We start from the raw sequence: 13,364 nt of genomic DNA, 5'->3' as shown, positions 1-13,364 counted from the left end.
GACAGCCCCCTATCTGTTTTTTTCGTACCACCCGATTCCCATGGTGCCGTGATTGAACCACAACAGACTCACACCACGCGACCATGGCGACACCAATTCCTGTGCAATTCTGGCCTCCACCCACTCGCCCAAGGCGGAGAACAGATGAAATGCAACTATTGATGACGCTCTGATCGTCTTCGCCTTGCCAGATACAGCTTCTTGCTTGTCATATCTGAAACCTAGCCTCTAAAAATTAGCCAAATTCAGTATCAATTAAAAGGCAAAAGAAGCATTTTCAACACATTCGATACCATATTCTAAAAAGCATCCGACATCATTCTTCCGAAAGATGAGGCGCAGGATCATGCTTAAAGAATGCATGCCAGAAGCATGCAGCTCCGTCCTGCCATCGGGTGAAAGTTCGATCGTGCATGAATCTTCCATCCCCGCACTGGGCCGCACTTTTTGCTGCGACCATCGCATCGGCATTGCCGATGTCCATCCCGGCAGCTCCCGTCACACAGCAACACTACGAACAACTCATCCATCAGGCTCGCACCGGCGAGCACGACGCTGCGCTTGGCTACCTGCGCACACTGGATCATGGCGCACATCGCAGTGACGGACAGGCGAACCGACTTCGGGACCATGTCCTGATTGCCAGTTGGGCCGGCCTTGATGACGAAGTCATCGATCTCTATCAACGCTATGCCCAGGACCAGCACTGGACGCCTGACATGTTGGGTGCAGCAGCACGGGCCTTGCGCTTCAGGCATAACTGGTCACAGGCGGAAATCCTGTATGCCCGCGCCATGCAGGCAGCACCGCAGGATCCGCAACTGCGCGCCGGGCACATACTGACCCAGGCCGACGCCGGCAAATTAGCACAGGCCATGCCACTGGCCCGGACCTGGCTGGCCCAGTCTCCCGATGCACCGCTCCCCCATCTTGTCCTGGCCTATGTTCAATCCCAGGCAGGCCAGGACTACGATGCCTGGCATACGCTGGATCTCGCTCATGCACGCTGGCCAGATGATCGGCAGATCATCACCGCACTGATCAATGCCATGCAAACCATCGGGCTGGCAGCCCCGGCCCTGGCACTGGCCGCTAGCCACCCCGGTCTCCTGGATGCTACGGCGCACCGGGATCTCGAACTGGACGCCGTGGCCGGATCGGTACGCCTGTCCAGCCTGCCGGCACGCTCTGAAGCGGAACGCTTCGACATTGCAGACCGGGCTCTGCAGCGCTACGACACACTGCTTGCCGACTGGGCACGGCAGTTGCCGGAAACGCAGGATGCCATGCGCCGGGCACGTCTGGACAGACTGGATGCCCTGGCCAGCAGGCAGCAATGGCGTGCCGTGGCACAGGAGTACGAAGCGCTGGCCGCCGATGCCGCCATCGACTCGCCCTATGTGCTGCGCCTGGCCGGTTCGGCCTACCTGGAACTGCGCCAGCCCGAACACGCCATTCCGTGTTTCGAGCAGGCGCTGACGCGCCTGACACAGGACGACGAGGAGCGCATGCTGGCTGAACTGGGCCTCTTCTATGCGCTGGTGGAAACCGAAGATTTTGAACGGGCATACGCGGTCGTGGCCGAAGCCAATCGGCGCGACGCGCGGCTCAGTATCGCCGGCCAGCCCGAACCCCAGCCCAATGCGCGACGCCTCGACACACAACTCGCGACCGACATGGCCGACCTCTATGCCAATGCCACCGACCGGGCCGTTGAAAAACTCGAGGCGCTGCTGCGGCGGGCCCCCGGCAACCAGCACCTGCACATCGCCCTGGCCGAAAGCCATCGCGCCCGCATGTGGCCGCGCCATGCCGAACGCCGCCTGAAGATTGCCGAAGCACTGGCCCCACGCGACATTCCACTGATGACGGGCCAGGGTCTGACCGCGCTCGAACTGCGTGAATGGCGCCAGACCGACATGCTGGCAGCCGAGACGCTTCGGCGCGATCCCGAATCCTGGCCGGTCAAGCGCCTGAACCGGCTGTTCGATGTCTATCGCAAGGCCGAGCTGCGTATCAGCGGCCACCGAGGCCTGTCCAACGACAGTCCTGTCAGCGGCAATGGCGACTACAGCGTCGATGCCGTCATCTATACCCCCCCCATCGACTACGACTGGCGCGCCTTCGCAGGCCTCGGACGCGCCTATGGCCAATTCGAGGAAGGCAATATCGGCTACAACTGGCAGCGGGCCGGTCTGGAGCGGCGCAGTCGTGACCTGTGGCTGGAGGGGGAAATTTCCCGCAACAGCTACGGACAGGGCCACCGCACCGGCCTGCGTCTGGCTGCGGCCTACGACCTGGACGACCACTGGCAACTGGGCGGTGAAGCGGCCCTCCTGGCACGCGATACACCGCTACGCGCCCTGCGCAATGGCATCCGCAGCAATGGGCTCACCCTGTTCGCGCGCTGGCTTGGCAGCGAGCGCCAGCAGTGGCGCATGGAGGTCGGCACCAACCGCTTCAGCGACGGCAACCAGCGCTATCGCTGGACGCTGACGGGGCAGACACGCCTTTACACCCGGCCACACGTCAGCCTCGATGCCCTCTGGGCACTTGAAGCCTCGCGCAACAGCCAATCCGATACGCCGTACTACAGCCCACGGGCAGACCTGGACATCGCCCCGGCACTTCAGATCAGCCACATCCTGTATCGCCGCTACGAAACCGTCTGGGAACAGGTATTCCAGGCTGGCGCAGGTGCCTATGTACAGCGCGACTACGGCACTGCCGCGACCGGCCTGATCGGTTACGGGCAACGATTGCGTATGCATGACGTTTTCGAGGCCGGTCTGATGGTCACGGCCACCAGCCGCCCCTACGACGGCGTGCGCGAACGCGAGACCCGCATCCAGTTCGACCTGAACTACCGATTCTGATCCAGTCCCGGCATACGGAGCCCACAATATGAATGCACGAACAATACGGGCATGGCGCACAGGGTGTGCAACCACCCTGTTGCTGCTGATGCTGGCCGCATGCGCCAAGGACCTGCCGGTCTTCACGCCACCGGCAGAACGGCCGCTGGCCCCTACCGAACAGCCCTGGCCCGCCAACCAATTCCTGTCCCTGGCCTATCACGACGTCGATGACCTGGATGCCGACCAGCGCTTTGTGGGCGTACGCACAGACCGGTTGCTGACGCAATTGGCCTGGCTGCGCGAAAACGGCTATCAGGCCGTCTCGGTCGACCAGGTACTGGCTGCCCGCCAAGGCGGCCCGACATTGCCCGACAAGGCTGTCCTGCTGAGCTTCGACGATGGCTACAGCAGTTTCTACACGCGGGTATTCCCCTTGCTCAAGGCCTATCGCTGGCCAGCGATCTTCGCACTAGTCGGGCGCTGGCTGGATACGCCGGCCGGAGAACCGGTGGATTTCGGTGGCCTGCCCGTCGCGCGAACGCACTTCACGACCTGGGCACAGATTGCCGAGATGTCAGATTCCGGGCTGGTTGAAATCGCTTCCCATACCAATAACCTGCATTTCGGCATCCAGGCCAATCCGCAGGGCAACCAGCAACCGGCCGCCACCACGCTGGCGTTCGATGCCCGGACCGGCACCTACGAAGATCGGTCGCAATACCGGGACCGCCTGACGCAGGATGCCCGCAACATATCGGCACGGATCGCGGCAGCCACGGGGCGGGCCCCGCGCGTCTGGGTCTGGCCCTATGGTGCCTCTACCGGCGCTGCCATCGAAATCCTGGGCCAGCAAGGCTATCGCATGACCCTGACACTCCAGGATGGCCCCGCCCAACTTGGCTCACTGATGTCTTCGCCCCGCTTCCTGGTGTCGAACGATCCTTCCACACGCGAATTCGCCCATTCGGTACATGCCATGGAAGCGCAGGAAATCATGCGGGTCATGCATGTGGACCTGGATTATGTCTACGACCCTGATCCCGAGCAGACCAATGAGAACCTCGGTGTACTGGTACAGCGCATCAAGGATATGGGCGTCACCCACGTCTTCCTGCAGGCGTTCGCCGATCCTGCCGGTGACGGTTTGGTCAAATCGCTGTATTTTCCGAACCGCTGGCTGCCGATGCGGGCTGACCTGTTCAACCGGGCCGCCTGGCAGATCTTCAACCGGGCCGACGTGAAAGTCTTCGCCTGGATGCCGGTGCTCGGCTTCGACTTCGGCCCGACACTGCCACGCGTCCAGGCCTGGGATCCCGCAACCGGCGCGACACGTATCGATCCGGATCAATACATACGGCTCTCACCCTTCGATGCGGAAGTACGCCGCCGTATCGGGGACATTTACGAAGACCTGGCCTGGCAGGCACCGTTTACCGGCATTCTGTTCCACGACGATGCGCTGCTCGGCGATGTCGAGGACGCCAGTCCGGCGGCACGGGCAGCCTACCTCAATGCAGGGCTGCCGGACGATCTGGATGCCTTGCGTGCCGATCCCGATATGCAGCAACGCTGGTCGCGATTCAAGAGCCAGGCCCTGATCGGCCTGACGCAGGAACTGACCGAGCGGGTCCGCAAGATACGCGGGCCCCACATACAGACAGCGCGCAACCTGTTCGCCCTGCCGATCCTCGATCCGGCCAGCGAAACCTGGTTCGCGCAGAACCTCGACGACTTCCTGGCGGCCTACGACTGGGTCGCGCCCATGGCCATGCCGCTAATGGAAAAGATACCACCGGCACAGACCGATGCCTGGCTGGATCGGCTGGTGGATGAAGTGGCGAAGCGTCCGGGCGCGCTGGCGCGCACAGTATTCGAGTTGCAGGCGGTGGACTGGCGTGCGCCGGTCGACTCACGGGCGCTCGACAGCGCGCAACTGGCACGCTGGATGGAGCGACTGCAGATGCGCGGCGCACTCAATTTCGGTTATTACCCCGATGATTTCGCAACCAACCAGCCGCATCTGGACACGATACGGCCGGCCCTGTCCCGAGAATGGTATCCGCTGCCATGATAGATCGCCTCCTTGCCCTGCTGATCCTGGTCCTGATGCTGGGTGCGCCCTTTGGCGCGGCACTGAGCCTGACCGGGGATCTGTTGCTGGCCTTCGTCTTTCTCTATCCACTGTTCATGTCCGGCATCTGGATATCGGGTGGCCTGTACTTCTGGCTGGTCCGTGAACGCCACTGGACTGTCGGCCCCCAGGCTCCGCCACCAGAACTGCCCGGCAATCCGCTGATTTCGATCTTGGTGCCTTGCTACAACGAAGGCCGGCATGTCATCGAAACGCTTTCCGCTGCCCTCGCCCAGCGCTACCCGCACATCGAGGTTATCGCCATCAACGATGGTTCCAGCGACGAGACCGGTGCCATCCTGGATACCCTGCTGGAGCAGGATGAGCGGCTTCGGGTCATCCACCTGGCCGAGAACCAGGGCAAGGCCATGGCGTTGCGCATGGGCGCGCTGGCGGCCCGCAGCGACTATCTGGTCTGCATTGACGGCGACGCCATGCTGGATCCCGATGCAGCCGCCTATCTGGTCGCCCCCATGCTCGAAAACTCAAGGGTCGCAGCAGTCACCGGCAACCCGCGCGTACGCACCCGCTCCACGCTGATCGGCCGCATCCAGGTGGGGGAATTCTCGTCGATCATCGGCCTGATCAAGCGTACGCAGCGTGTCTACGGCCAGGTATTCACCGTCTCCGGCGTGGTCGCGGCCTTCCATCGGCGCGCCCTGCAGCGGGTTGGCTACTGGAGTACCGACATGGTCACCGAAGACATCGACATCAGTTGGAAACTGCAACTGGATCACGGTGCCATTTTCTATGAACCCCGCGCCCTGTGCTGGATCCTCATGCCTGAAACAGTGCGGGGGCTCTGGAAACAGCGCCTGCGCTGGGCCCAGGGCGGTGCCGAGGTTTTCATCAAGAATATGCGCGGCATCTGGCGCTGGCGCTGGCGCCGCATGTGGCCGCTGATGGCGGAGTATTGCCTGTCGGTCCTCTGGGCCTTTTCCCTGGCACTGTCGATCCTGCTCTGGCTGCTGGGGATGGTCGTCGAACTGCCGCCACACGTACGCGTTGAAAGCCTGGCACCACCAGCCTTCACCGGGCTGGTGCTGGCCATGGCCTGCCTGATCCAGTGTGGCATCAGCTTGCTGATTGACCGCCGCTACGAGCCGCGTCTCGGGCGCTCGCTGTTCTGGATCATCTGGTATCCGCTGGCCTACTGGATGATCACGCTCCTGACCACGCTGGTCAGCTTCCCCAAGGTCATGCTCCGGCTCCGACGCACGCGTGCGCGCTGGGTGAGCCCGGATCGTGGCATCGATACCGTGGACCGAAAATGATTATTGCCTCACAACGCAATCGACTGGCACATGCCATTGACTTCGTTCTGACGCTGGCAGCCTGGTGGGTGTTGCTGTACCTGTTGCTGCATGGGTTGATCAAGGTATCGTCCACCGGCCTGGATAGCGCGCTGCCACGCCTCTACCTGACCGACTGGTCAGCCGCCGGTACTCTGGGCGGCTATCTGGCGACGGGATTGCTCAATGCGCTGCTGCTGTTCAGTTGGGCACGCTACAACCAACGTCGCTTCGAGCGCGCCGCCCGACGCGGCGCATTCAAACCTGTGCGCCCGGAAGAGCTATGCCGCAAATTCATCCTGACCGAGCGTCAATACAAAAAACTGCATGCAGCACGCAAGGTTGTATTTGTACACGATGACCGGGGACGGATCGTGGATATGGATATCCAAGATATGACGCGATCTGGCGACCACGAAAATGTGTATTCCTCTTGAAAAAAAGCCGGCTCCCGAACCTCGGGAACCGGCTGCATGACGTCTTGACGCCAGTCCCCTGCCTCATCAGGCAGGCGACAGCTCAGTCATATCAAAGAATCTCGATCTTCGTGGCTTGAGGGCCTTTCTGTCCAACGGCTGCCACGAAGGACACGCGCTGGTTTTCTTCAAGCGTCTTGTGGCCGGAGCCCTGAATCTCGGAATAATGTGCGAAGAGGTCCTTGCCACCGGATTCGGGCATGATGAAACCAAAGCCCTTTTCGTTGTTGAACCATTTCACAATACCGATTTCTGTTTTCAAAATATACTTCCTTGGTAAAAAAATAAGAAATTCCCGGAGAGGAAACTTCCTTGTGCCCGCTGCGGGCGAATGGCATGCGTTGTCCGCTGCCGACTATCGCCTGTACGCCCGTTTTTCGGGTGCGGCGCGATCTTTATTGAGATGCCTGAAAGTGATGCGTCCCTTGGTCAAGTCATAAGGCGACATTTCCAGAGAAACATTATCTCCGGCCAAAATGCGAATATGGTGCTTGCGCATCTTGCCACCGGTATAGGCAATAACTTTGTGACCATTTTCGAGCGTAACCCGAAAACGTGAATCGGGCAAAACTTCGTCAACGACGCCAGACATGGCAATCAATTCTTCTTTGCTCATGCCGACAACATTCCCTTGCGCGCAGCGGGCTGCGAACGGGTACGGATATAACTGAACGCTTCGGTCTTGGCGAAACGGACTGCGGCCTCGGCCGAGTCGAAAAGCGGCGTAAACCGCATCAGGCGATCCTGGGTCATACTGGCGTGACCGCTGCGAATCGATACCGAGGCGACATAACGCCCGGCATGGTCACGACGAACCAGAGGAGACACCAGGTACTTGCCGACCTGTATGGATGGATACATAAAAACCTTCGATGCCGGATCAATCACCATGCATCAGACAAAACTGGGTAACTAAACGATTGCGCTCAAGCGCATGCGACTGAACTCTATCTGCGGCTGGCTTGCAGGGATATTCGCTGCAGGCGAGGGGCTACCGGGAGACTGGAGCCGAATGACGGCAATCCGGCAAGGAATGAGAACACGTTTACGGGCGTTGCGTTTCTAATGAATCATATGTGCACACCCGTGCAACATCCTACAATAGTACCACATCACATTAAAATCGCAACCCCTATGCAAATACACCACATCGACACGCTGGTTAGTCTGCTCAAGGTCTTCGATGCCAACTACTTCGACCATGCCCTAACACCCCGGCTCAAGGGACTGAATCCCAACAACCGGCAAGATCTGTCAACAGCATGCGACATGTTCCTGCAGGCAGAATACCTGGCCTTTTCCGACCGGGAACGCCAGAATTTCATCGCCATCATCGATGATTATCTTGAACAACCGGACTGTGATTTTGGCGACCTGTTCGCAAGCCTGGCGCTGGTCTTCGACGAAGCAATCCGTGATCAACGCGCATTCATGGGGCATCTCCTGACCATCATCCTGGCCTACGAAACCGCGCACGTCTGACACCAGACATACACAATCGTCCGGCCAGCCCGGACCGCCCCCCCCCCCGATCACAAAACTGTCATATCCCCCCCATAGACTGCATCCTTTGCGCATCGCGCGCCCCTCTCCCCTTTCCCGAACAAGGACCTGCGATGAACCAAGGAATGCGTTTTACCCTGACTGCCGGCCTGCTGGCGCTGAGCTGCACGGCCCAGGCCGACGATCTCCAGGCTCTGGAGCAGGCCGCCCGTGCCGAAGGCACGGTCAACAGCGTGGGCATGCCCGACAGTTGGGCCAACTGGAAGGACACCTGGGCTGATCTGAACAGGCTCTACGGTCTGGCGCACACCGATACCGACATGAGTTCGGCACAGGAAATCGCCAAGTTCGCCGCCGAAAAAGATGACGCCACCGCCGACATCGGCGACGTCGGAGCCTCCTTCGGCCCTATCGCGGTACAGCAGGGCGTGACGCAGCCCTTCAAGCCCTCGACCTGGGCGCAGATCCCGGACTGGGCCAAGGATGCCGATGGTCACTGGATGCTGGCCTATACCGGCACCATCGCCTTCATTGTCAACAAACAGCTGGTCCAGAATGCGCCCCGCAGTTGGGCTGACCTGCGCACCGGCAGCTACAAGGTATCGGCCGGCGACGTCAGCAAGGCCGCGCAGGCCGTCAACGGCGTACTGGCAGCCGCTGTCGCATTGGGCGGCAATGAATCCGACGTCAAGCCCGCACTGGACCTGTATGCTGATCTCGCGCGCCAGGGCCGCCTGTCACTGGCCAACCCGACGATCCAAACGCTGGAGAAAGGCGAAATCGAAGTGGGCGTGGTCTGGGATTTCAATGGTCTGAACTACCGTGACCAGATCGACCGCGAACGCTTCGAAGTGGTGATTCCATCGGATGGCTCCATCACCTCCGGCTATACCACGATCATCAACAAGTGGGCCAAACACCCCAATGCCGCCAAGCTGACGCGCGAGTACATCCTGTCCGATGCGGGCCAGATCAACCTGGCCAAGGGGCATGCCCGTCCGATCCGGGCCGAACACCTGAACCTGCCCGCCGATGTGCAGGCCAAGCTGCTGCCGCAGGAACAGTACGCCAAGGCCCAGCCGATCCGTGATGCCGCCGCCTGGGAAGCCACATCCAAGGCCCTGCCGCGACTGTGGCAGGAACAGGTCATCCTGCACATGAAATGAAGAAACCGGCACTTTCCGGCAAAGGCTGGGCAGTTCTCTGCATGCTGCCCTTTGTTCTTTTCTTTGCCGTGTTCCAGCTCGCGCCGCTGGCCTGGGTCGTGCTGCACGGCTTTGCCGGCCCACAGGGCTGGGGGCTGGACAATTTTCGCGAGATACTGGCCTCGGCCTTTTACCGGCAGGCGATCCGGCACAGCCTGGAAATCGCCTTCTGGTCCAGCCTGATCGGGCTGCTGATTGCCCTGCAGGGCTGCCATTCACTGCGCCGCTCGGGGGGCCGCCTGCGCGATGCCGTGCTGTCTCTGTCGAACATGGCCAGCAATTTCACCGGCGTGCCGCTGGCCTTCGCCTTCATCATCCTGTTGGGTTTCAATGGTGCGCTGACGCTGCTGCTCAAGCAGTGGGGCTGGATAGAGGATTTCAACCTCTACTCCAAGACCGGCCTGATCGTGCTCTATACCTATTTCCAGATCCCGCTGGGCATCCTGCTGCTGTACCCGGCCTTCGACGCCCTGCGCGAGGACTGGCGTGAATCGGCCGCCCTGTTGGGGGCCGGCCCCTGGCAATACTGGCGCCACATCGGGCTGCCTGTGCTGGCACCGGCACTGCTGGGAACCTTCGTGATCCTGCTGGCCAACGCGCTGGGGGCCTACGCCACGGTGTATGCGCTGACCACAGGCAATTTCAATATTCTGCCGATCCGCATCGCCTCACTGGTGGCCGGCGACCTGTTTCTTGATCCCAACATGGCTAGTGCGCTGGCGCTGTGCCTGGTCGGCCTGATGGCGCTGATCACGCTGGTGCACCAGTGGCTGCTGCGCAGGAGCCACCATGCCATCCATTGAACATCCGTCCGCAGGGGCATCTGCGCCTCCAGCCCGTCCGGACCTGTCCAGCAACCGCCCGCTGCGCCCGCCCGTCCCCTGGCTGCACCGCATCATCGTGCTGATGCTGCTGGCCATGCTGATGCTGCCAGTGCTGGGCACCCTGCTGTATTCGCTCTCGACCTCCTGGTCCGCTACCATCCTGCCCAGCGGGCTGACCTTCAAGTGGTATATCGCCCTGTGGTCCGACACCCGGTTCCTGGCTGCGTTCGGCCGGTCGCTGCTGGTCTGCCTGGGCGCACTGGTGGTGTCGCTGTGCCTGATCCTGCCGTTGATGCTGGCGATCCACAGCCGCTTTCCACGCATGGACCGCTGGATGAACATCCTGATCCTGCTGCCCTTTGCCATTCCACCCGTGGTGTCATCGGTCGGGTTGATGCAGCTTTTTTCGGGTGGGCCACTGCCGCTGGCCGGCACGCCCTGGATACTGATCGGCTGTTTTTTTACCATTGCCCTGCCTTTCATCTACCGCACACTGAGCAACAGCCTGCAGGCCATCCAGTTGCAGGATCTGCTCGATGCCGCGCACCTGCTGGGTGCCAGCACCTGGCGCGCCGCCTGGCTGGTGGTACTGCCCAACCTTCGCACCGGACTGATGATTTCTGTCTTTCTGTCGTTCAGTTTCCTGTTCGGTGAGTTCGTCTTCGCCAATCTGCTGGCAGGCAGCCGCTACGAAACCCTGCAGGTCTACCTTTACAACATGCGCAACGACAGCGGTCACTTCACCAGCGCACTGGTGATTTCATACTTCGCTTTCGTGGTGCTGGTCACCTGGGCTGCCCGCCGACTGAACAAGGACACGGTATGAGTTATCTGCTGCTGCAGGATCTGGACAAGCGCTACGGTGCCACCCCGGTATTCAGCCAAATCGAATGCCGCATCGCACAGGGAGAATTCATCACCCTGCTGGGCCCCTCCGGCTGCGGCAAGTCCACGCTGCTGCGCTGCATCGCCGGCCTGGCCGAAGTGGATCGGGGCCGGATCATGCTGGACGGCGAAAACATCACACACCTGCCGCCACAGCAACGGCACATCGGCATGGTCTTCCAGCACTATGCGCTGTTTCCGAACATGACAGTCGCGCAGAACGTCGCGTTCGGGCTGCGCATGCAACAGACACCCGAGCACGAAACCACCCGGCGCGTAGGAGAAATGCTGGAACTGGTCGAGCTGCAAAGCTATGCCGACCGCTATCCCCGTCAGTTATCGGGTGGACAATGCCAGCGCGTGGCACTGGCACGTTCGCTGGTCACCCGGCCGCGCCTCTTGCTGCTGGATGAGCCCCTGTCGGCGCTGGATGCCCGCATCCGACGCCATCTGCGCGAGCAGATCCGACGCATCCAGCACGAGCTGCAACTGACCACAATCTTCGTCACACACGACCAGGAAGAGGCCCTGGCCCTGTCGGACCGCATCCTGCTGATGGACAAGGGCAGCATCGTGCAGAACGCCGATGCCGAAACACTGTATACCGCACCGGTCAATACCTTTGCCGCCGGTTTCATCGGTCACTACAACTTGCTGGATCCGGATGCCGCCAGCCGGCTACTGGGCGAAATCCGTACCCGCGCGGCCGCCATCCGGCCCGAAACCATCCGCTTTGCCGATACTGGCATCGAGGGCATGGTGCGCCAGCGCAGCCTGCTGGGCAACGTGGTGCGCTACCAGGTCGAGGCGCGGGGCGTAACGCTGCAGGTCGATGCGCTCAACCGCAGCAGTGCCGACCTGCTGCCTGCAGGTTCGAGCGTGCTGTTGCAGATCGATCCTGCCGCTGTGCTGGAACTGGATTGAGCCGCGCCGTCAAACCGTCAGGACCTGCCAGTTGCCTTTAAGCATATCGAGGCTCGGCGCTGCTGTGTGTTGCGGCCCTGGCTTGAAGGGGGCGCCAAAGGTATCGCAGTCGGTCAGAGACATCCCCTCTTCCGACCAGGTCCGCCGGGTACCGACCAGCAAGACGTGGGGAATCGTGATATCAAGTGCCGCAATGGCTCCGTTCAGCGACTGTGTGGCGTCGGGCCGATCAATGGCCACCGCCAGCAGCACTGAATAGGCAAACCGGCAATCATCCGAAGCTTGCCCGCCATCCAGTGCATTGCGCACGGCCAGGAAACCATCCGGTGGGCAATCGCTGCATTTGCTCGGCCCAGGCGCCCATCCAGCTGCACCACAAAACTCCCATGAGCGGGACAATACCTCGGTATCGGGAGAGGCGTGCGTCCAGCGGCGATGGGATTTTTCGTTCCAGCCGATTTGCCCAAACCGGACATAGGTCTGGTTCGGCGAGCCGGTTTGCGTCTGGTCGAATTGCGTCATGCGAACCGAGGTACGCCCCCGTTCGGATGACAGTAAGGGGGTCAGTGCTGGCACGAGACGCTGCCAGACGGCATATTCCCAGATTCTGGGTGCATCGGGTGCTGCCAGCAAAAGACAGACGTCATATTGGCGTGTCCGGTACGTATGCATGGAAATGTCTTTGCCCAGAACGACCAGGCTGTATGTGGATAGCCCCGTGCGTATCGATCTTCAGAACGGATCAGGACTGAATCATCGACTCGAAACGTTCGTGGAACTCTTCCTTGACAGCATCCATATTGTCGAAGAGTGCCGGCAACTCCGACAGACGCCCCTGGCTGGCCAGATCCACCGCTTCATCGATCTGCTTCAACAGCCGGTCCATCCCTGCCGTGTAGTCCTGCATGTCTGCGCTATCAGCGGCTTCGCCATAGATGGAACGTGGCGTCTGCGTGCGGGCCTCGGCGGCGGCGGCCTTCATCTCGTTGAGGCTGCCCAGCAGCGTCTGCAGGTCCTCTGCCTTGAGAGCAGCCTTGTAGCTGCGCTGGATCTGCTTCATATTGGTCTGCAGGCTGCGCGCCTGCGAATCATTGCCCAACCCGTAGTGGCCCAGCGCCATCAGGCCGGCCACCACGGCCACAATCGCGATCAGGGCAGAAACGGTGTACTTGTTCATGTCGGAATACCGGATGCAGCAATCAGAAACAGTCGATAGTAACGTGATTCGCAGGGGTATTGCGGCAATCCATGCACCATGACGACAGA

General features: G+C 61.0%; 14 protein-coding genes. 9 read left to right on the top strand and 5 right to left on the bottom strand.

Annotation, left to right across the window (positions count from 1 at the left end; all coding sequences use genetic code 11):
* Nucleotides 1–413: 413 nt before the first annotated feature.
* The 4 genes from pgaA to pgaD are packed head-to-tail and all read left to right on the top strand — an operon-like array spanning nt 414 to nt 6,718.
* Nucleotides 414–2,876, top strand: coding sequence for a poly-beta-1,6 N-acetyl-D-glucosamine export porin PgaA (pgaA, locus tag DD235_RS11005; protein WP_109062129.1), 2,463 nt, complete (start codon nt 414–416; stop codon nt 2,874–2,876).
* A 28-nt stretch (nt 2,877–2,904) separates the two neighbouring features.
* Complete coding sequence (gene pgaB, locus DD235_RS11000; protein ID WP_109062128.1) at nt 2,905–4,929, top strand: poly-beta-1,6-N-acetyl-D-glucosamine N-deacetylase PgaB; 2,025 nt, start codon at nt 2,905–2,907, stop codon at nt 4,927–4,929.
* A complete protein-coding gene (gene pgaC / locus DD235_RS10995; protein WP_109062286.1) occupies nt 4,926–6,263 on the top strand; it encodes a poly-beta-1,6-N-acetyl-D-glucosamine synthase in 1,338 nt (445 codons plus the stop codon). The genes pgaB and pgaC overlap by 4 nt, the downstream gene beginning before the upstream one ends.
* The gene (pgaD, locus tag DD235_RS10990) at nt 6,260–6,718 is read left to right on the top strand and encodes a poly-beta-1,6-N-acetyl-D-glucosamine biosynthesis protein PgaD (RefSeq protein ID WP_109062127.1); all 459 of its coding nucleotides are present in this window, start codon (nt 6,260–6,262) and stop codon (nt 6,716–6,718) included. The genes pgaC and pgaD overlap by 4 nt, the downstream gene beginning before the upstream one ends.
* 91 nt (nt 6,719–6,809) lie before the next feature.
* On the opposite strand, the gene DD235_RS10985 is transcribed toward pgaD, so the two are convergent.
* From DD235_RS10985 to DD235_RS10975, 3 genes are all read right to left on the bottom strand, one after another.
* The gene (locus DD235_RS10985; protein WP_109062126.1) at nt 6,810–7,019 is read right to left on the bottom strand and encodes a cold-shock protein; all 210 of its coding nucleotides are present in this window, start codon (nt 7,017–7,019) and stop codon (nt 6,810–6,812) included.
* Nucleotides 7,020–7,112: 93 nt separating this feature from the next.
* Nucleotides 7,113–7,373 carry a translation initiation factor IF-1 gene (infA, locus tag DD235_RS10980; RefSeq protein ID WP_109062125.1) on the bottom strand — a complete coding sequence of 87 codons (261 nt, stop codon included), beginning with the start codon at nt 7,371–7,373 and terminating at the stop codon, nt 7,113–7,115.
* Nucleotides 7,370–7,618, bottom strand: coding sequence for a hypothetical protein (locus DD235_RS10975; RefSeq protein ID WP_109062285.1), 249 nt, complete (start codon nt 7,616–7,618; stop codon nt 7,370–7,372). The genes infA and DD235_RS10975 overlap by 4 nt, the downstream gene beginning before the upstream one ends.
* 273 nt (nt 7,619–7,891) lie before the next feature.
* Here DD235_RS10975 and DD235_RS10970 point away from each other — a divergent pair, with 273 nt between their 5' ends.
* The 5 genes from DD235_RS10970 (at nt 7,892) to DD235_RS10950 (ending at nt 12,098) form a co-directional block, all read left to right on the top strand.
* Entirely contained in the window at nt 7,892–8,239 is a 348-nt protein-coding gene (locus DD235_RS10970; protein WP_109062124.1) for a hypothetical protein, read from the top strand.
* Between the two features lie 134 nt (nt 8,240–8,373).
* Nucleotides 8,374–9,426: an ABC transporter substrate-binding protein gene (locus DD235_RS10965; RefSeq protein ID WP_109062123.1), complete on the top strand. Its 1,053-nt coding sequence runs from the start codon at nt 8,374–8,376 to the stop codon at nt 9,424–9,426.
* A 41-nt stretch (nt 9,427–9,467) separates the two neighbouring features.
* Nucleotides 9,468–10,268, top strand: a complete 801-nt coding sequence (locus DD235_RS10960) for an ABC transporter permease (RefSeq protein WP_239990116.1) — start codon at nt 9,468–9,470, stop codon at nt 10,266–10,268.
* Nucleotides 10,255–11,115, top strand: coding sequence for an ABC transporter permease (locus DD235_RS10955; protein WP_109062121.1), 861 nt, complete (start codon nt 10,255–10,257; stop codon nt 11,113–11,115). The genes DD235_RS10960 and DD235_RS10955 overlap by 14 nt, the downstream gene beginning before the upstream one ends.
* A complete protein-coding gene (locus DD235_RS10950) occupies nt 11,112–12,098 on the top strand; it encodes an ABC transporter ATP-binding protein (RefSeq protein WP_109062120.1) in 987 nt (328 codons plus the stop codon). Before DD235_RS10955 ends, DD235_RS10950 begins: the two co-directional genes overlap by 4 nt.
* 9 nt (nt 12,099–12,107) lie before the next feature.
* Here the strand turns inward: DD235_RS10950 and DD235_RS10945 are convergent, their stop codons facing one another.
* Nucleotides 12,108–12,770 (bottom strand): hypothetical protein, encoded by a 663-nt coding sequence (locus tag DD235_RS10945; protein ID WP_162300470.1) that lies wholly within the window; start codon nt 12,768–12,770, stop codon nt 12,108–12,110.
* Nucleotides 12,771–12,840: 70 nt separating this feature from the next.
* Nucleotides 12,841–13,275 carry a cytochrome b562 gene (locus DD235_RS10940; protein ID WP_109062118.1) on the bottom strand — a complete coding sequence of 145 codons (435 nt, stop codon included), beginning with the start codon at nt 13,273–13,275 and terminating at the stop codon, nt 12,841–12,843.
* Nucleotides 13,276–13,364: the final 89 nt, after the last annotated feature.

The sequence above is a fragment of the Corticimicrobacter populi genome (genome assembly GCF_003123725.1).
GTDB lineage: Bacteria > Pseudomonadota > Gammaproteobacteria > Burkholderiales > Burkholderiaceae_B > Corticimicrobacter > Corticimicrobacter populi.
This window is presented reverse-complemented; position numbering and strand designations above follow the sequence as displayed.

Excerpts from the sequence above, each read along its gene's own strand:
- pgaA (WP_109062129.1), top strand. The coding sequence starts at position 414 with ATGAATCTTCCATCCCCGCACTGGGCCGCACTTTTTGCTGCGACCATC.
- pgaB (WP_109062128.1), top strand. The coding sequence starts at position 2,905 with ATGAATGCACGAACAATACGGGCATGGCGCACAGGGTGTGCAACCACC.
- pgaC (WP_109062286.1), top strand. The coding sequence starts at position 4,926 with ATGATAGATCGCCTCCTTGCCCTGCTGATCCTGGTCCTGATGCTGGGT.
- pgaD (WP_109062127.1), top strand. The coding sequence starts at position 6,260 with ATGATTATTGCCTCACAACGCAATCGACTGGCACATGCCATTGACTTC.
- infA (WP_109062125.1), bottom strand. The coding sequence starts at position 7,373 with ATGAGCAAAGAAGAATTGATTGCCATGTCTGGCGTCGTTGACGAAGTT.
- DD235_RS10975 (WP_109062285.1), bottom strand. The coding sequence starts at position 7,618 with ATGTATCCATCCATACAGGTCGGCAAGTACCTGGTGTCTCCTCTGGTT.
- DD235_RS10970 (WP_109062124.1), top strand. The coding sequence starts at position 7,892 with ATGCAAATACACCACATCGACACGCTGGTTAGTCTGCTCAAGGTCTTC.
- DD235_RS10965 (WP_109062123.1), top strand. The coding sequence starts at position 8,374 with ATGAACCAAGGAATGCGTTTTACCCTGACTGCCGGCCTGCTGGCGCTG.
- DD235_RS10960 (WP_239990116.1), top strand. The coding sequence starts at position 9,468 with ATGCTGCCCTTTGTTCTTTTCTTTGCCGTGTTCCAGCTCGCGCCGCTG.
- DD235_RS10955 (WP_109062121.1), top strand. The coding sequence starts at position 10,255 with ATGCCATCCATTGAACATCCGTCCGCAGGGGCATCTGCGCCTCCAGCC.
- DD235_RS10950 (WP_109062120.1), top strand. The coding sequence starts at position 11,112 with ATGAGTTATCTGCTGCTGCAGGATCTGGACAAGCGCTACGGTGCCACC.
- DD235_RS10945 (WP_162300470.1), bottom strand. The coding sequence starts at position 12,770 with ATGCATACGTACCGGACACGCCAATATGACGTCTGTCTTTTGCTGGCA.
- DD235_RS10940 (WP_109062118.1), bottom strand. The coding sequence starts at position 13,275 with ATGAACAAGTACACCGTTTCTGCCCTGATCGCGATTGTGGCCGTGGTG.